At 36.4% G+C, this 19,030-nt stretch carries 15 protein-coding genes; 2 read left to right on the forward strand and 13 right to left on the reverse strand.

Annotated features, from left to right (window positions below):
* Nucleotides 1-69: 69 nt before the first annotated feature.
* The 13 genes from ACRD64_RS24180 to ACRD64_RS24240 all read right to left on the reverse strand — a co-directional run bounded on the left by ACRD64_RS24180 (nt 70) and on the right by ACRD64_RS24240 (nt 15,653).
* Nucleotides 70-1,551, reverse strand: a complete 1,482-nt coding sequence (locus ACRD64_RS24180) for a MutS-related protein (protein ID WP_430937013.1) — start codon at nt 1,549-1,551, stop codon at nt 70-72.
* Nucleotides 1,552-2,154: 603 nt separating this feature from the next.
* On the reverse strand, nt 2,155-2,721 hold the full coding sequence (locus tag ACRD64_RS24185; RefSeq protein ID WP_430937015.1) for a YdeI/OmpD-associated family protein: 567 nt from the start codon (nt 2,719-2,721) through the stop codon (nt 2,155-2,157).
* Nucleotides 2,722-2,744: 23 nt separating this feature from the next.
* Complete coding sequence (locus ACRD64_RS24190; protein WP_430937017.1) at nt 2,745-3,314, reverse strand: dihydrofolate reductase family protein; 570 nt, start codon at nt 3,312-3,314, stop codon at nt 2,745-2,747.
* Nucleotides 3,315-3,581: 267 nt separating this feature from the next.
* On the reverse strand, nt 3,582-4,115 hold the full coding sequence (locus ACRD64_RS24195) for a PsbP-related protein (protein WP_430937019.1): 534 nt from the start codon (nt 4,113-4,115) through the stop codon (nt 3,582-3,584).
* 217 nt (nt 4,116-4,332) lie between these two features.
* Entirely contained in the window at nt 4,333-6,300 is a 1,968-nt protein-coding gene (locus ACRD64_RS24200; protein ID WP_430937021.1) for a DUF2075 domain-containing protein, read from the reverse strand.
* A 112-nt stretch (nt 6,301-6,412) separates the two neighbouring features.
* Nucleotides 6,413-6,931, reverse strand: coding sequence for a hypothetical protein (locus ACRD64_RS24205; protein WP_430937023.1), 519 nt, complete (start codon nt 6,929-6,931; stop codon nt 6,413-6,415).
* A 662-nt stretch (nt 6,932-7,593) separates the two neighbouring features.
* Nucleotides 7,594-8,160 (reverse strand): peroxiredoxin, encoded by a 567-nt coding sequence (locus ACRD64_RS24210; protein WP_430937025.1) that lies wholly within the window; start codon nt 8,158-8,160, stop codon nt 7,594-7,596.
* 236 nt (nt 8,161-8,396) lie between these two features.
* Nucleotides 8,397-9,893 (reverse strand): ASKHA domain-containing protein, encoded by a 1,497-nt coding sequence (locus ACRD64_RS24215; RefSeq protein WP_430937027.1) that lies wholly within the window; start codon nt 9,891-9,893, stop codon nt 8,397-8,399.
* A gap of 3 nt (nt 9,894-9,896) precedes the next feature.
* Entirely contained in the window at nt 9,897-10,586 is a 690-nt protein-coding gene (locus ACRD64_RS24220) for a vitamin B12 dependent-methionine synthase activation domain-containing protein (RefSeq protein WP_430937029.1), read from the reverse strand.
* 601 nt (nt 10,587-11,187) lie between these two features.
* A complete protein-coding gene (locus tag ACRD64_RS24225) occupies nt 11,188-12,147 on the reverse strand; it encodes a CobW family GTP-binding protein (protein ID WP_430937031.1) in 960 nt (319 codons plus the stop codon).
* A gap of 203 nt (nt 12,148-12,350) precedes the next feature.
* On the reverse strand, nt 12,351-13,709 hold the full coding sequence (locus ACRD64_RS24230; RefSeq protein WP_430937033.1) for a uroporphyrinogen decarboxylase family protein: 1,359 nt from the start codon (nt 13,707-13,709) through the stop codon (nt 12,351-12,353).
* Nucleotides 13,710-13,792: 83 nt separating this feature from the next.
* Complete coding sequence (locus tag ACRD64_RS24235; protein WP_430937035.1) at nt 13,793-14,461, reverse strand: cobalamin B12-binding domain-containing protein; 669 nt, start codon at nt 14,459-14,461, stop codon at nt 13,793-13,795.
* 163 nt (nt 14,462-14,624) lie between these two features.
* Nucleotides 14,625-15,653, reverse strand: coding sequence for a substrate-binding domain-containing protein (locus ACRD64_RS24240; RefSeq protein ID WP_430937037.1), 1,029 nt, complete (start codon nt 15,651-15,653; stop codon nt 14,625-14,627).
* 445 nt (nt 15,654-16,098) lie between these two features.
* Between ACRD64_RS24240 and ACRD64_RS24245 the strand changes: the two genes are divergently transcribed.
* Together ACRD64_RS24245 and ACRD64_RS24250 are read left to right on the forward strand one after the other, a co-directional pair.
* Nucleotides 16,099-17,328, forward strand: coding sequence for an efflux RND transporter periplasmic adaptor subunit (locus tag ACRD64_RS24245; protein WP_430937039.1), 1,230 nt, complete (start codon nt 16,099-16,101; stop codon nt 17,326-17,328).
* A gap of 3 nt (nt 17,329-17,331) precedes the next feature.
* Nucleotides 17,332-18,828 carry a TolC family protein gene (locus ACRD64_RS24250; RefSeq protein ID WP_430937041.1) on the forward strand — a complete coding sequence of 499 codons (1,497 nt, stop codon included), beginning with the start codon at nt 17,332-17,334 and terminating at the stop codon, nt 18,826-18,828.
* The last annotated feature ends 202 nt before the right edge of the window (nt 18,829-19,030 follow it).

Below are 19,030 nucleotides of genomic sequence, written 5' to 3' on the forward strand. Positions count from 1 at the left end.
TTGACGCTTTTTTGACAATTTATGAGCCTGAGGACAAACCGTTTTTTGGGTGGGTAAACTCCGTTTTATCTAATTTGCCACCAACTTTTTATTCCCCGATAGTTTTGCAAGTTCAATATCGTGTGTTGCAATAATTCCTGATGTAAGGAGCTTACTTATTTGGTTGATCAATGAAAACCCTCCTTTATGCCTATCTTCCGAGTTTGTTCCCTTAAACATCTCATCCAACAGAAAAAATACATTGTGGCTACTTTCAATCAATTTCAGCATTTTTTCTGTCCTATCCAATTCTGCGTAAAAAGAAGAAACCCCTTCCTTCAAATTATCCTGGGTTCTCATACTGGTATGTAATTTCAGATTCGAAACCTGCCCGTAAACTGCACAACAGGGTGCACCTGCTAATGCCAACACCAGGTTTACGCCAACGGTTCTTAAAAAAGTGCTTTTCCCTCCCATATTAGAACCGGTAATCATAACAATATCACCATGCCCCTTTGAGTGAAAATTGTTACAAACACGTTTGTCTGAATTTATTAGTGGATGTCCTAACGACTCAAAATATACGTAGTTGCTCTTTTCTGTTATCTCAGGAAATGTATAGGATGGGTTTGAATAGCAAAAACCGGCCAGACTATTTATACCCTCAAATTCACTTACTACTTTGGACCATGGTTTTAAAAATGCTTTATTCTTTGATTTCCATTTCTCAACTCCAATAATCAAGTAAATATCTATTAGTAGCAAACCGTTTAGTATAGAATAAAAATGATTTCCATTTAATGGATCCTTTTTTACTCTTCTTTGATGCGAGAAATCCAATATTCTGCATAACTTATTAATTTCATTGTATGCCGAATATTTTCCTTTTATTAGTATTGATTGCAATTCGTACAATTTTTTTGACCTGAAACTTTCATTTTCAATTTTACTAATAAGTGTTCGATAAGCTCTTAAAGTACTAATATTCCCTGTTGCGGTTTTAACGATCCTCTCCGCAAAGGGATTTATTTTTCTTAATATTAAGTAATTAACAAATATAACAGCAATACAGGAAAGTAAATAAACATACCCGTTTGGTGAAGTGATATTAATCGTGAAATAATATAAGCTAAGGAATAATAGCACCGGAAGAATTATTGCCACGGCTAAATATATTCTTCGATATTTTAATAGAACGACAGGTTCTTCTACCCAATCTAACAATTTAAAATAATCGCTCTTTTTATTTTGAAAGTGCATTCCTGAAGCCTGAAAATCTTGCCTCCAATCCAATTTCTGTGATAATTCTTTTATGGCTTTTTGCCTGTTATGTATTTCATCATTAGCTGCAGGTTCAGAAAGCCATTCTGATAAGCGCATCGTGCCTGACTCTGTAGTCGCTCTGTTAACCAACTGAAACACGGAGTGTTGCCCAAAAATATCTAAATCAGATGTGTATGGGTGATTTTGATGGATAAACTTATCTCCGGTATCAAACTTTTCCAGCTTACAATTTCCTCTTAATATCTCGGATTCATTAATGCTTTTCAGAAATGAAGTGTGCTTTCTCAAAAAAGCTATTTTGTTATGGCGCTTTAAAACAAACGCAAAACATAATATTGAAATAGGCAAAACAATAAAAACGGGAGCTATTAAATTGTTACTGAACAAGTATATAAGAATGCCACCTGAAATTACAAAAACAAGTAGCCTAAGTAGAGATATTTTATTCAATATCTTCCTTAACCTTAATGTTTCGGCATTGTACTTTTTTATATTTTCTTGGTAGATTTCCATTAATTATTAATGATGTAAAATACAATAGCGAATCTTCATTGCATAGCATATGCAAGTAACACTTTATTGGTGAATTTATATTTAGCTATTGTTCTTTCTTTTCGCTTTTAATTCCTTAAAATTCTTTTTATGGGAAAAATCGTAAGCAGTTCTTAATAATTCCTTCTTGAATGGCATTTCATAAAAGTGTAAACAATGTCCCTTTAGCGCTCCCTCCTAACGTACGGCCTGTAACACTAAATGCATGAAAATTGACCCATGCCAACTTTCTATTTATAAAACAAATCAACGATCTGTCGCTGGTTGCCGAAGCCACAAAACTTTCAAAACGAGCTGGACTTCATATGCTTTATTGCGGTCTGGCAGCAATTATTATTATCAATAGTATTTATCAATTCCACCAAACCCTGTAATTAGCTTATTCTCTTTTGTCTTTTTAATGAAGTTATTCAAACGTTTATCAAATTCATCCGGTCTTTTTCTTGCACTGTCAATGTATGCAATTCTGATTCGTTTATAGGGCTCTGAGAAGTTTTGATAATTCTCCCAAACATCCGTATCCGATTTTAACCTCTTTGTTATGTCTCCCGGAAAAACGAATTCTTGTTGAATTATTTTTAAAACCTCGTTCTTAATTGCGTTGTGAATCAAATTGTTCTCAAAGAGCCATTTCAATCGTTCAATGTTTGGCTGTGAGAAAGTGGAGTTTTTTCTTCTCTTACAAAACCTTTGAATAGTAGTAAATTCGTTCAGTGATTTAACTGTACTGTCAATCCACCCGAAACATAGCGCTTCTTCGACGGCATCATTATACAAGATTCGTTTTTTACCCGTCTTCTTTAATGGATACTCCAACCAAACATCATCCTTAGTCTCAAAATTTGTTTCGAGCCACTTTCTCCATTCTTTTCTGTCAATAAAATATTTAGTAACTATTTTATTCATTTTTAATTGTTGGCGGTTCGTTTTTATTCTATCAGGTCATAGTGTTGAATTACAATCCCACTATCACACGTAATTGACTTCCGTAACTTAAGTTGTTGCCAATTATCTAGTTGGTTAAAAATAGGTACACCCTGCCCTAATGCAACGGGGTTGACAAATAAATGAAATTCGTCTATTAAGTTTTCTTTGACCAAAGCAGAGACAAATGAACTACCTCCGTAAACAATAATATCTTTACCGTTTTCATTGTTTAATTTCTTTACTTCGTTCACCAGATTTCCTTTTGCAAGTACCGTATTTCCCCACTCAGATTTTTCAAGGGTTTTCGTAAAAACGATTTTCTTTTGACGTGCTTTGATTTTTGATAATTCATACATCGGGTCGTTTTGTTTTGTCGACGTCTCAAGCCAATATGGAATATAGTCAACCGCTAATTTTCTACCTATTATTTCAGTATCGGCAGAGTCCGCTAATTCCAAGACATATTGTTTGATTTCATCCCATGCCCACGTCACCCATTGTTGCTCGTCATTTGGACCTGTTGAATTAAATCCATCCAAGGAAACTTGCATTTGTAATTTTAATTTTCTCATGAAATGAATTTTTTCTTCTAATGAACGCTAACTCTTCAGTAATCCCAGATCATATGCCTTTATATTTACTTTGGACGATTTTGCTATACTTAGTGTGGAGTTTCGAAGAACTTCTTTCACCAAATTATCACATAGCCAAATGTACGTTGTGAAATTTTACCTTAAACTTAATAAATTTTCGGGATGAAAATTTGGCGCACACAAACACCCTACAAACACCCAAAACATTGCTGCCTCTTCATTAGGCATAGCTTTTGTTGGGCTATTTTAATTTAATTTGAAGCTCTTAAGAATTTCCTCGCCAGTTTCCTTATATGAGTCAAACATATGATTTTCACAAGTTAAAGTCAAAACATAGGCTTTCTTATTTTTTACCCAATAGTATTGTTCAAATTTAAGCTTGTAAATATCTTGGTCTCCCGTATAAATTACCTTTTGAAAATAATTTTGTCCGTCATTAAGTCGTTCACTACTTATAAGTTTTCCATTTTTAACCATAGTTTTAATCTGTCCTTCAGATATTTCTACATACTTGTCCAAATCAATATTATATGCTGAAAGATCCTGTATTAGCAAATTAATATTTTCTCTAAACATATCTTCCCCTGACAGAATAGGACTAAACAATATAAAACTTGCTCCATGTAGTCCTGACTCATCTAGATCCCAATCAAAGGGGTAATTAACTGAATACTTATCCTTTTCGAGTGTTTTTATTCCAGGTTCTTTTTGTCCATGAGTATTGATATTCAATATTAGGATGAGAAATGCAAACAAATATAATTTCAAAATTTGTCTCATAAATAGTATTTTATCTTAAAGAAATTAGTTAAAAAGTTTCGTAAAACAGTACAATCTCATCTGCTTCGCACAAAATTAAACCAACGGTTAGTGCATGGTGTCGTGTAGGATTTCGAAGTGATTTCCTATCAGTTTACACCTTGCTTTTTTACGTGCCGAAACGCTCGCAAACCACTGAAAACCAAAAACACTATACACATTGTTGTGTTTTAGTGTCTTATTCTAATTCTTTTATTCCTAATTCTTTCAAATATTTATATGTGTTATCATAAAATTCATTTGGTCTTGTTTTATCTGAGTCACAGCCTTCTGGTATAAAAATGACCATACCTTGACGCGCCCTTGTAAGCAAAACTCTGTATGTATTTTTTAAATAACTTTTATCAATCTCTTTGTTAATATTTTGCCACTTAGTTCCTTTGAAACTTTGATATTTCCAGGCCGTACTATTTAAATGAAAATTTGCACCCCAAGCGACACAAGCCCAATCAATTTCAAGTCCCTGAATATCAAACTCAGTTGCAATATCTTCCATGAAATATGAAGACCGAATATCTTCGTCATTATTTAAAAACCAATTTGCAGCTTCAATTTCATTTTTCACATCAATTCCATGTGGTCTTAATCGGCGGGCACCAGATGAAGCAATAAGACCAACCCGTTCTGTTCCTTTTGCTTTGTTCTTAATCCACTTTTTAGCGAGTTCTAAATTTCGAGTTAAAACAATAGGGTAATCAGATTTTAATTCATTGTATAGTCTATTTGCAGAATCCTTTTTCAAATCCAACAACTCGTGTATAAACTCAGAAAGTTTCTCCGAACGGAATGACCTAACAGAAACAGCTAAATGTAAATCCGTTTGAATATTTGCATTAGTTGTTAACCAGACTTTAAGTTCAGTTTGTTTTAAATAATTTTTGTTTTCAGTTATTAAATTCGAATAATGTATTTCCCATTCAGAATAATGTTCTTTTAATGCTACAATCCATTCTTCTAATCCTGCTTCTCCGGTATTAATTTCTTGACCACCTCCAATCAAACAAATTATTGTACACCAATCCTTATGTCGGTTCATTACATCAATTAGGAATTCAGGTTCAGACATGTTAAAATCCTCAATTCCTTTCTTTCTTTTCATAAAAGAACTTGCTTGCTGCATTGTCCATGCTCGTTGAGCTTCGTCAAACACAACTACTTTTTCAATAGGGGCTTTTTCTGATAATAGATTGTCGTCTCTGAAATGATGAATATTCTGGATAAAAGCATTTGCTTTAATTGCAGCTTGTTTCTTTGTCATATTTTCTCCGGATTCCTTTGCCGTTTGGACTTCGTCTCTCGTTAATGCTTCTCTTAATACATCGACTAAAGGTCCATTCCCAGATAGAAAAACAGCATGTTCATTTTCGTCCGCATTCATTCGTTCATTAGCAATATTCAATCCAGCAAGCGTTTTACCAGCACCTGGAACACCAGTAACAAAACAAATGGATTTTGATTTTGAGTTTTTTGAATGTTCAACAATTTCATTTATACAATTCGCAGTTTTTGATAGGTTTATTGCGCCCGAATCTGACCGGGTAATTTCTTTTACATTATGACCTTTATACAGAGCTTGAGCGGCTTCAACAATAGTCGGAGTAGGTTTGTAAATAGAGTTTTCCCAATCATCAACGTCAATTAGTTTGTTATTTCCATTTAGGAAAGACTTTATTACTTCTTGCAGGTTATTCTTATTGGATTTTGCAGCTGAATTATAATTAATAATTTCTTGTAATTCATTGCTCGTGATTTCTGCATTTGTTGCAACAAGAATTGGAATTAGTTTTACAAAATGACTTCCTTCATGAAAATTCTTTAGGTCAATTGTATAATCAAGAACTTGTTCGATCGCATATTTTTCGTATCCACCGTCACCAACTTTAAATTCTATGATAAATGCAGTATCCTTTACGATTACAATATTATCAACCCGCTTTCCCATTCTTGGGATTGCGAATTCAAAATAGATTTGTCCTTGCAATCCATTTAATTGGTCTTTAAGAATTTCAATTTGCTTTTTCCAGGCATTAGTTTGCAACTCATCTAAGCTTCTGTTGCTATGATTCATGCTCAATTCTCCAATTATACTGGAAACTGAGTCATTTAAAAATATGTCTATTTTATTTGAGTAATATGCTCTTTTCATTTCGTTTTCTTCTGTGACACTCGGTTTCTAGGCATTTTACTTTGAACTTTCAGGCTATGAATCGTTGGCTTGTGTCGTGCCTGCGGCAAGCTTATGCTTTATGAGTCATTTGTTAGCGGTTTGTTGTTTCTTTCATCCATTTTCTTATTATCTTTCCTTCAGAGTCAAAGGACTTATATTCTACACTATCAACACATTCTGCAATCCAAATATAAACACAGCTATCCCAATTTTTCCATTTTGATTTACAAATAAATCGAGGATGATTATCTTCAAAATAAAAGTCAAACTTGAATTGGTTAACATACCAATCATTGGTATTGTAATGATACACTGTGCCAATTAGTTTATCATCATAAAAGACATCGAAATTAGGACCACCATAAGTGTCTTTAATATTATTCAGGTATTTCCCTTTTTCAAATACAGTTTCTCCTAAAATTTGAATTGTCACTTTATCTAGCTCAATTCCACCAGTTGAATTTACTAATATTGAATTACCTGCAAACACTTTGTTTATGACTTGTATTATGTCTGAGTCAGATGTACTAAATAAGCCAAGTCTTGTTAAAGTCACACTTAACAGGCAAGTCAAAACAACTAGCAATATGTAAATTCTTTTTCTGCTCACTTTGATACGTTAAGCAACTGATTACTTGCGACCTTTACCTATTATATACTCCCGTTGTTTCATCTTTTAAACTCTTAATTTCAAGGCGATAATCAACAATTCGGCATTTATAAGGGCTAATTATGGCAACTGGAGTCTTTCCATTCATTATTGTGTCGTTCAATATTTCGTTTTCGGTAAATTCAATCCAATCACCTAGTGAATATCCATCCAAGTGTTTCCATTGATTGTTTTCAATTTTTCTACAACTAGAAAATATGAAAATTGTCAATAGTATTTTAAATATATTTCTCATTAGCTTCATCTCAATAACCCCAACGCTTCAGTAATCCCATATCATATGCCTTTATATCTACTTTGAATATAGGCATGGTTTTTACCAATTATTAAATAAACCAAGTGCTTATATAATTGTGCAGATGGCATCACTTTACACATCTAAAATAAAGATTATTTTAAACGAAATATCATTTAAAGCTTTATTTCTTATCTGCACGTATTCCACTTAGCAGGAGTGCTCCTGACAATATTTATTGCTTCAATAACATGCTATATGAAAGTAACTAACGCGGGGCACAATTCTAGTTTGCACCCCGATTTGTAGAGAATATTTACGATAATCTGAGCTTTGCAAATATTAAAATCTTAGAATTGTACTTCTGCTATAAGGAATTAAGCACCTTCAATACTTCCTCACTATCAGCGGCAGCATTTACTTGGGTAGACTTATATACAATTTTTCCTTTTTTATCGATTACAAAAGTCCACCTTGCGGTGGTTAAATTACGGGTTAAATCAAACTGAACACCTTCAAACTCCCTTTGTATTGTTTTTTCCCCTTGCTTTATGGGCACTCCAAAACTTTGGGCAATGGCTCCGTCAATATCCGATAATAAGGAAAAATTTAACTGGTTTGCTTTTTTAAATAATTCCAGATTTTCAACCTCATCTCCACTGATACCAATTACAATAGCATCAGCTGTATTTAAGTTTTCTTCGTCATCGCGGTAAGCACAAGCTTGCTTTGTACATCCCCCGGTCATAGCAGCCGGATAAAAATAAACCACTATATTTTTTTTGCCAATATATTTTTTTGATTTCCAGACTTTACCGTTGTCTGCTTTGGCTGAGAAAACAGGTGCTTTATCACCTATATTCAGTTCTTTGTTTTGAGCACCGATACCACAAAAAACAAAAAACGATACAATTGCAATTACTAGTTTTTTCATGTTTGTTTATTTCGTCATCGTTTAAATTCAGAAACTATAACAAAATATACGTTCAGATGTTTATTATACCGATTATTCAATGACCTTTGCGTCAAGTTCGCTACGCTCCTTTACACTTTTCATTGATATATCGGCATAATACCAAGTGCTAACTTCATTGTAAAAGTGGTATTATACCGACGTGTTAATGATATTAGCTTTAGGCAGCGGGATTATACTTTGATCAAATTAACTACTTACGAGAAAAACATATTCATGGCATATTCCATTTCAAAGTCGGGATGGTTGGCCAGTTCTACAAGTTGTGATTTTTGAATGACCGCGCGTGTATACTCTTCGTATTTTGTACTGATAGTGTTTAACACGGCTCCCGTGCCGGATGTGTTCCCTACCGTAATCACCTTACCTGAAAATTCATGGGGGAACAGACCAATTTTTACGGCACTCTCCGGGTTCAGGTAGTTTCCAAAACCACCTGCTAAAAAGATAGCATCTAGTTTATCGAAGTTAACACCTGCCTCCTGAAGCAATATTTTTATGCCCGTAAAAAAAGCACTCTTGGCAAGTTGAATTTCCCTGATATCCTGCGGGGTAATTACTATTTCTTCTCCGTTTCCCGAATCCTCTTTAGGAACCAGAACATAATTATCGGTTAAAGTACCATCAGAAGAAACGATTCCTTTTTCAAGTAAATAGGCCATAATATCCAACAAGCCCGAGCCACAAATCCCAATTGGTTTTTCATCGGAAATAGTCTGGTAACCATTCTTATTATAAACCGAAATGGCTCCATCAAAAGCTGCCATCCCACATTGTATATTGGCTCCTTCCAAGGCAGGACCTGCTGCAGTGGCACAACAATATATTTTTTCGGGTGTTACTACCGCCATCTCCCCGTTGGTACCAATATCTATAAACAGGTAAGTTTTAATTTCTTTTTTAGGATGAAGTGATGCTAAACCCGAAACTATATCGCCTCCCACATAAGCAGAGATAGAAGGCATAAGATGCACCAAACATTCGTTATGGACATGGATACCCAATTCCCCACTTTTTATAAACCGGGCATCTAAAAACGAAGCTTTAAATGGCGCTAAAGCCAACGACATGGGATTTACTCCTGCCAGAAAGTGTAACATGGTAGTATTAGCCGAAACGGATACCTTAACGATATGTTCGTTTAAAATTCCATCTTGCGTAACAAAATCACTAATTTGTTTGTTAATAGCATTGACAAGCTCGTGCTGCAATACTTCAACCTTTTCCTGATCGGTGCAATAGGATATTCGGGTAATTACATCGGCTCCGTATTTTACCTGGGGATTGCTTACCCCAACGCTTCTTATGATATTACCCGTTATCAAACTTATCCAATAAAAAACCATACTGGTGGTACCTATATCAATGCTTAAGCCAATGGGATAGTCCGATTGTTGGGCCAAGCCGTTAACCTGAAGCGGAAGATGCAGGGTGTATTGGTTTTGATGGGTGAGTATTTTAGCCTCTCTATCGTTCGGCAGGATCACTTCTATATCCGAGTCAGGATGATGGGTACACGAATTTACAAGCCCAACACCTTTTATCTTGACTTTACATTTGCCACAGGTCCCGTTTCCACCGCAAGGTGCCGGTATATCAAGGTTTTGTTTTTGCAACAATTGCAGCAAAGATTCCCCTTTTTCGAATTCTGATTTTAAGAGCCGCTTGTTCTGATGGATCGTAATGGTTGGCATAACTTAATGTTGGGCTGTATTTCTATACAGACAATTGACACTGCTGCAGGCATGACAAACATGCTTATGGAATTTCACATTTTCTCCTATTCCGATGATACCACTTACCGATTTTACAGGATGCATTAAGCAAGAGTCACTTAATCTCACATTACAAAACTGATCCGGAAAGAAAGAGAACAAGCTCTTTTGTTCGCTTACATCCCATGCGCAGTATCCCGGACTATAACGATTTGTTATTTTTAGACCCATGTGAGCCATTTCCATCCGTAAAGCCTCTTGCACTTTATCCATTGCTTTTTCCACAATCACAGATCCCAAAACATCCAATAAATATCCTTCTACCAGTTCGCCTTTTGAACTTAACGCTCTCGAACGTTCTGTTATCTCCTCCCCCGCCGTGCAAACAAAAACGGCAAGCTGAGTCGAATTTTTATAGTGGCGGCTGACATCTTTTCCTGTTTTAAATTCAATATTCTCAACTAACAAGCCTTCTCCATTAACGCTACCATTTTTAATAATATAACCTCCTTCCACCGAAGCAATAAACTTTAACCCGTTTATTTCGTGTTTCAGGAAACAACTGTAAGAAGGCATATCTTCGCCCATATGTGCCAGTTCTTCAATATCTTCTATGGAGATATTTAATTCTTCCAGTTGGAATGAAAAACGTTTTGCAGATTCTATTTTCACGGTACGTTAAGCTTTGATTTAAACCTATTTTTTATTTAAGGTTAAATTTACAAATTCTTTAATTTATTCGGTGTTGGCGAAGGTTATCCCGGCATAAAACCATTTTTATGAGCGGACTCTACCCCAACAGCAAACATTTCTTTATTCTTTTGGTTACTCTTGCCAATCACATCTTAAGTATTTCAGACGCTGTTTCTAGGCGTGCAATAATCAGCAATGATATATTTTCAGCGATAGAAAATGCAATTTTACCTGGAAATACACTTCCTTCTACGGTTGTATCTCTCTGCTTTTTTGATGTTTCCCTATCAGATGCAATAAACTTTAGGTGTCCCACAATAAGACCTTTATCTTCAGTCTTTTAAGAGATATTTTCCATTAAAGACACCATTGCTGACCTCCATAACGGAAACCCCATAAACGTTTTGAAAATTGGCTGCCGATTTGATAGCTCACTGATCATTTGTGATTTCACCTGCTTTCGTCCCTTCTTACGTCAACTTAACCGCTGCTCCTGGTAAGGAGGTTGCTTTGCCGCTTCGCCAAAAACCATTCAATAAATATATCTTCACCTTTGCTCCCTAATTATTTTTTCAACTAATTACTTTACAAATAGCTTAAATGTCCTTCTTAATTTCCCTATTGATAATCCATTTCCAAAAGCAATTAATTCTGAAGGCCCGGTATAATTTTTCAACTCTTTTAATTCAATCTTATTGAAAACACAATGAACTGACATCACTCTACCATCTACTAAATTAAGATATCCTTTAATTCTTGGGCATTCGTGCTTTAATTCATTCAGGAAATCTATCAGATTCTCCTCACTTATTTTATCATGGGTTCTGAGTACACAAGCCGCCATATCGGGCCTACCTTCCGATACCCTTCCCTGATACCTTTCTGCTGCCACCCCTTTTTGCACATGCTCCTTTGAGAAGGAAGACCAATCAATTTTGGCATAAGTGGTAGAAACAACCTCGGCAAAGGGATTCAATACCCTAAGGGATTGTATTATTTCATTTAAATCACCCTCATAAAGATCTGTTTTATTGATGATGATATGATCTGCAACCATCACCTGATGTTTAAACCGCTGCACTATACCCAAACCTTTAAAATAATTGGGTGCATCCACCAGGCAAATATTCTTATCAAGGGTTACAGTACCTTTTAACGCATCCGTCTGTAACAGCTCAACTACACTAATTGGGTCGGCCAAACCCGATGCTTCCAGAAAAATAATCTCTGGTTGATAATCATCGATTAGTTTTTGCATATTCTGCACAAAATTGCTCAGTTGGCAAACGCAAAACACCGAACCGTTGTTTATCTCCACCAATTTAAAATCGTCACTGATTTTTTGCAGTTCTTTACCGTCGATTCCCGTAGGTGCAAATTCGTTTTGAATAACAGCAATACGATTCTGTTTAGACAACTCGTTTAGCAAATTGCCAAGTAAAGTGGTTTTCCCGCTGCCTAAGAACCCAGTAATTAAGTTAAACCGACATAGCCGATGCAGATTGTTCATACTCATTAAAACATACCTTAACCCTAGCATTTAAGCCGGGATATTAAACCGATATTAACGAAGGCTTTAACTATGACCGAAAAAGACAATCATGGCTAAAGCCGATTTATATATCTATATATACCCCACCTTAAAAGGTGGGGTTCTTAAATTGATTTATCCCCATTCCTGCGACTGCTGCGGACTAATTCCCCCGGCCTCAACGCTGAAAGAAGAGCCGATTCCCGTTTATATTAATTTTTTCCTGCCAGGTATCCGTCTATCTTAGCCTGAATATCGCTAATTGGGGGGATCTGGGAAATAAAATCGATATTGCCGTCCATTACAATGGTAGGCAAGTTTTTAACACCTAACGAAGCCATCATCTGGACGCCTTCCATTTCTTTGATGCGGTGTTCTTTATACACGACTTTATCACCGTACTTCTCTGAAGCACGAGCTACAGCATCTACCATATACTGGCAAGGCGCACATGAAGAAGAATCTAATGTAATAATATCGATGATAACTTTTTTCTTATCCCAGTGGTTTGACAAATCTAATAACTCAATATTGTCCGTCGCGGCCTCTGAAGCACGCAACTCACCCTGAAGTACTTCATCGTGAATCAACTCCGAAACTGCTATTAAATTTTCTTTTGGAGTAGCCATCGCTAAGTCACAACCCGGCGCAAGGATAAATCCTTTTTTACCACCAATATCCATACACTCCAATGCATCTCTTCGGGAAGCATCCTCATCGCCCATTAGCAATACTACCGTAAGCTTTATGTTTCCGCCAAACGATACCTTGTATTTCAATGCCATGTCTCTAACATAATCCAACGGAATATTCTCATCGATGGAGATATTGTCTGGTTTTGTTTTACACATCTCCTCGATGTTTTGTTGTGCATTTCCGCAAACAAAGAACGAGCTTAAGGCATCAGCTTCACGGATAAAGTCGTTAATTTCGGTAATATAAGGCGTGACGAAAGTTTCGAAGCTCATTGGGTCAATCTGGCTGGTCATTGGATCGACAATGGCGATCACATCGGCTCCGGCCTCCATATAGTTACCCGCCATCATTTTCGCCACATCCGTCGCAAAACGCATCAATTTATGGGTTGCATCCGGATCCATCATCATTTGCATAAAGATGTCGGTACCCAACAGGTGAAGCGCTAAGGTAAATGGGCCGGTTATCAACCCATATAAAGCAACATCCGGATGTTGTTCCCTTAGTTTGCGTGTTGCATCCATCACCGTAGGAATACGACCTGCACAAGGACAAGGAACTTTCATCTCCTCCAGTTTTGCTCCTTCCATCAATGGATGAGAAACCACTGCCGGAGGATTGTCATCTGCCCAAGCTAACTTACAACCTAATGCCTCCGCTTCTATTTGCAAATCGAAAGCTACTGGTATTCCATCCGGTTTGTATGTTTCAATAGCCTTATTAACCCCTTCTACAATCTTATCTGTTGACTGCAAGTATTCTGTTGCTGTTAACCCCAATAAATTTCCGGCGTGTGCGCCTACAAAAGGAACCCAAGGAATTCTTTCGACTTCCTCAAGTTTCATGGCCTTTTTAATTAATTCTAATCCCTTCATTTTATAGTTTATTTGTCACTGGTCACTAGTCATCAGTTTATAATTAAAACAAGGACAAATGACTCATTTCCAATGACTAAAATTTACGATGCTAATGCGTTTAAAAACTCTACTACTCCCTGGGGATCCGGGTTGTAACTATCGGCCCCAATTTTATCACAGAAATCCTGATTTACAGGTGCTCCACCAATACATACTTTAAAATCTGTATTTCTTTCCTTGATCGCTGCCACAATTTTTCCCATGTTACTCATTGTGGTCGTTAATAGGGCAGATAAACCGATTACACTTCCCGGGTATTGCTCTGCTGTTTCAATAAACTTCTCGGCTTTAACATCTGTTCCCAAGTCAATCACCTCATAACCGTTACCTTCAACCATCATAGCCACAAGGTTTTTTCCTATATCGTGCAAGTCACCCTCAACAGTTCCAATAATGAACGTTCCTTTACGCTCTGCTTCGCCCGACTGGAAAAATGGCTTTAAGTGATCCAAAGCAGCACTCATGGCTTTAGCACTCATTAATACCTGAGGCACAAACACTTTGTTTTCACGGAACTTAACACCCACTTTTTCCATACCGATCATCAGACCTTTCATTAAGATATCATTTGCGGATACCCCGTCGTCTAATAATTGTTTAGCAATTTCATCCGCTCCATCCTGATCCTTCATGTTAGGAGGGTATGGAGATACTTTGTTGATTTTTCCGAATTCAACACAATTCGCTAGTCTTTCTAATAATTCATTCATGGCACTTAGATTTTATTCTTATTTTCTTTAACAATTTTAAGTCAACGCTATGATTTATTGTATAGTAGCAAAATTACAAGCTTTCACTCTAATATTTTAGAGCTATACTGACAACTATTTAGCTATATTTGCATCAATTCGAATTCAAGTATAAATAACATCGTTATGTTTCTCTGATTATTAGTTCTGGTTGAATGACAACCTGTTGATTTTTTACATTTTTGTTACAGATCAACTCACTAATACTCTCTGCCATTTTCTCATATTTGCAATCCACCACCGTTAAGGCAGGATTAAAGAGTTTCGTAAGTTCTGTATTTCCATACGAAACTATAGATACGTCATCCGGAATAGACATTCCCCAACTTTTTATTCTGCCAATCAAACGGATCGCTATCGAATCCTGAACCGACAACACGCCTGTTATACAATTTTCCTTAAAATAGTCCTTGGTTAATTCATCAATATCAGCACAATAAAACAACTTCCTATGGCTGTATTTTAAATCCAATATCATTTCAAAAGTCTCTTTCATCAGGTTGAAAACCATATTACGACCTTGCCAGTTTTCATGGCGTAATAACAAATAATTACCATCCTGTTTTTGTGCTAAATAATCTACGGCTCTTTTTACCCCTAAATCGTAACTTTGGATGGCATACTTAAAATAAGATCCTGACATGGTATAATCGGCCAAAACAATTTTTGTACTACCTGCACTCAATCTGCGGTAAAATTCCCCAGTTAATGACTCATCATAATTCGGAACCACGATAATGGCCTCATATCCTTTTTGGATCAACTGCCCAATAGTCCTCATTTCCTCATCCGGATTGTTGTAATGAAGAAAATACTCCATTTTTCGCCCGGCCGCGTTAGCTTTTATAAGCAGTTCCGAAATCAACTGCTCGTTGTTGTTGGAATAAAAAGGAATAACTACCCCCCACACCTTTATCGGTTCTGTTACATTATGCACAAAGGTGCCTCGTCCCACTTGCGACACCACCAATTTTTCCTCTATCAGTGCTTTAATTACACGTTTGGCTGTCTCTCTGGAAACCTGATGACGACTTATCATTTTATTAATAGAGTCTATTTTAGATCCAGGTTTTAATTCCTGAGTTACAATCTTATTTCTATAAAAGTCGATTAGCTTTTTATAGATAGGTACGTGTCCTTCAAACTTTAACATAGTACTATTTCAAACGATAAAAATATATCTCGAAGTTAATAAAACATCACATACCATCACACTTAATCACATATGATCACACTCACGTATATACCTAATAATTAACCCATAAGCTAGCACCCGAACTAAATACCCCCTTAATTTTACATATATTAAGCATGTTCATTAACGCTATTTAAACACGTTCTAAAAAAGGCAGGTAACAAATAGACAAGTCTGTTATGAATGAGAAGCATTGAGACTATTAAAACTCTGTCCAAATAAATGAAAGGCCAAATAAAAAACTATTCCATTTATTATGCACGACTAATAAGCACGCATCTGTTACAACCAGATACAAATCACCCTAAAATTACAGAAATACGCCCCTTATTGGTGTAATTTTTGCATGCTATTTCCATCCTCTTTATGTATTTTTGAGGGAAATATCGAAAATAGTAGATTTATGTTTTTTAATGGTAACCATGGCGTTAAGTTCCAAATTAAATTTGGGGCTTTTTTATTTGTTATATTTTTTATTCTGAGTGCTTGCCAGCCCAAGCAGTCAAAACTAATTGAAGGCAAATTTGAATCGTATATAGTTGACAAGGGCGATATTGAAAGCTACGAAGCGGCAGAAGGTATGGTAGAACCCGCAAATGAGGTAATCCTTTTGAGCCCTGCGTCAAGTATTGTAAAACAAATCATAAAAGGCCCGGGGCAAAGGGTAACCAAAGGTGGGGTGATTCTTAAGTTGGACACAAAACCCGTAAATGATAAAATAGAACAGTTGAACGATCAGCTGGCGGTAAAGCAAAATAGTCTGGAGAAAACACGACTCAATGCAAAAGGCACACGCGCAGACCTTTCCTACAACGAAGAAACCAAGAAACTTAAAATTACCTCTATCAAATCTACACTTGCCGACCAGGAACAATTGTTTGTGGTGGGTGGTATTTCACAAGCCAAAGTTGATAAAACAAAACAAGAATTGGTATTGGCTGAAAAAGACTTAAAATTAGCCCAACAAAAAAACTCTATTAAACTGGCACAGCTTGCAACCGATGAAAAAGGCCTGCTGCTTCAAATAGAAATGCAGCAAAAGGAATTGGAGCAACAAAAAGAGTTATTAAACAAAATGGATGTCAAAGCACCTGCCGACGGGATTATTTTAAATATTCATGCAAAGGAAGGTGAAAAGATTCAAGGTGAAAGGGTTTTAGTGAATGTATCTGACTTAACACGTTTAAAAGTTGATGCTTCTATTGCAGAAAACCACAGATGGATGATTAAGATAGGCCGACGCGCTTACATAGTTGTTGGCAAACATCGTTTGCAAGGAAGGATTAGCTCTATTATGCCTATGCTGGATAACGGCAACCTCCGTTTTTCGGTGGTACTTACCGAAGATGACCAATCAAAGCTTATTCCCAACCAAAAAGTAGAATTACAAATTGTTAAAAGGGCCAGGTACGATGTATTGCGTTTGAAGAAAGGTGATTTACTAAACTTTAAGAAGAAACAAAGCCTGTATATATTGAATGGCGACAGTGCCATTAGAAAAGATTTTGAATTTGGCTTGATAACAAATGAATATGCCGAACTTAAAAAAGGAGCTACACAAGGAAGCGAAGTCGTTATCTCCTCCTCATTACCATTAAGCAAATTAAATACGATTAAAATTGAAAAGCACTAAAATATGATGGCAAAAAGGATAGTAACAGTTACTTTGGTTACCTATATATTTGGCTTAACAATTGCTCAGGATTCTAATGTACCCAAAATGAAACTGAGTCTGAAAAACGTGGTAGACTTAGCCATAAATCAATCTTCATCGGTAAAATACGAGCAAAACAGATACGAAAACTTTTACTGGCGTTGGAAAAACTTCCAGGCGCAATTTCGCCCTCAACTTGTCTTAAGCGGTGATTTACCTAATTACGAGGAGGGAACACGCCCCATTACGCAAAACGATGGTAGTGTGCAATTTCGTGAGGTTGGCTATTTTAAAAACAGTGCCCAACTAGCCGTCAACCAATCCATACCACAATTAGGAACCCAAATCTATGCTAAAAGTACCTTGTTTAGGTATGAGGATTTGGTGCATGATTACACTAACTTTCAGGGAAACCCATACTTAATTGGTGTTACCCAACCAATATTCGCCTACAACTGGATGAAATGGTCAAAAAAGACCGAACCGTTAATTTATACAGAAGCTCAAAAAAACTTCATTGAAAACATTGAAGAGATATCGCAAAAAGCAACCTCTCTTTTTTTTAAATACCTAACGGTTCAAACGAACTATAGACTGGCCGAAAACAACTTAAACAACAGTAAAGACAACCTTAGGATAGCAGAGACAAAAATTAAACTGGGCATGATCAGTGAAAACGATTATTCCAGGATAAAGTTGTCGGTCCTAACCGCACGAAAATCGTTGTCGCAAGCCAATATGGACTTGAAAAATGCCGATTTTGCATTAAAAAAATACATTGGTTTGGAGCAGAAAACCAACATTGAACTGATGATGCCTTTAAACATGGTATTGTTTACTATTGACCCGGATAAAGCTTTAAAAGAAGCCCTGGAGAACCGAAAAGAAACTACACAATACGAAAGAAGGTTGATCGAAGCCAACAGAGACCTGACCAAAGCCAAACGTAATAACGGTTTAGCTGCCACCTTAAAAGGAACTTATGGAACCACAAATATCGGAGAGGACATTCCAGGGGTGTATGAAAATACGGTTAACCAGCAGTCTGTGCGTCTGTCTTTAGCAATCCCTATACTCGATTGGGGCAAATCAACTTCTAACGTAAAACTGGCAGAGAGCCAACGCGACTTGGTTTTGTTTGATGTTCAGCAGGACCGCGAGAACTTTGAACGTAACGTGGTGGTGCAGGTAGAACAATTTGGCCTGCTGAAAGAACAACTGGAAATTGCCAAGGAAGCAGACAATGTAGCCGGGAATGGGTACCAGATTGCGCTAAAGAAATTTCAAAACGGCGAAATCAGCATCACCGACTTGAATATTTCCCTTTCGGAAAGAGACAAGGCCAAACGCGATTATATAAAATCGTTACAGACCTATTGGACATCCTATTATCTTTTGAGGGAGCTAACCTTGTATGATTTTGAGAACAATCATAAAATAAACTACGATAATCCTCTTTTGGTAGGACTAAAAAAATAACCCCATGCGTTGGGGAACAAATCTTGATTTACATTTCTTATTCACTTATTGACGTTTAACCCGCAATATGCATTAGAAATTCTATTACACATTGAAATTAATTTAAAACAAGGCACTCCGCTGCATCACTTCAACTCACCATAACGATGCTCCCGAAAGTAATCCATAGCCGTTAACTTTAGCCATTAAAAATTAAATTAAT

This window comes from Saccharicrinis sp. 156 (assembly GCF_050589685.1).
GTDB lineage: Bacteria > Bacteroidota > Bacteroidia > Bacteroidales > Marinilabiliaceae > Saccharicrinis.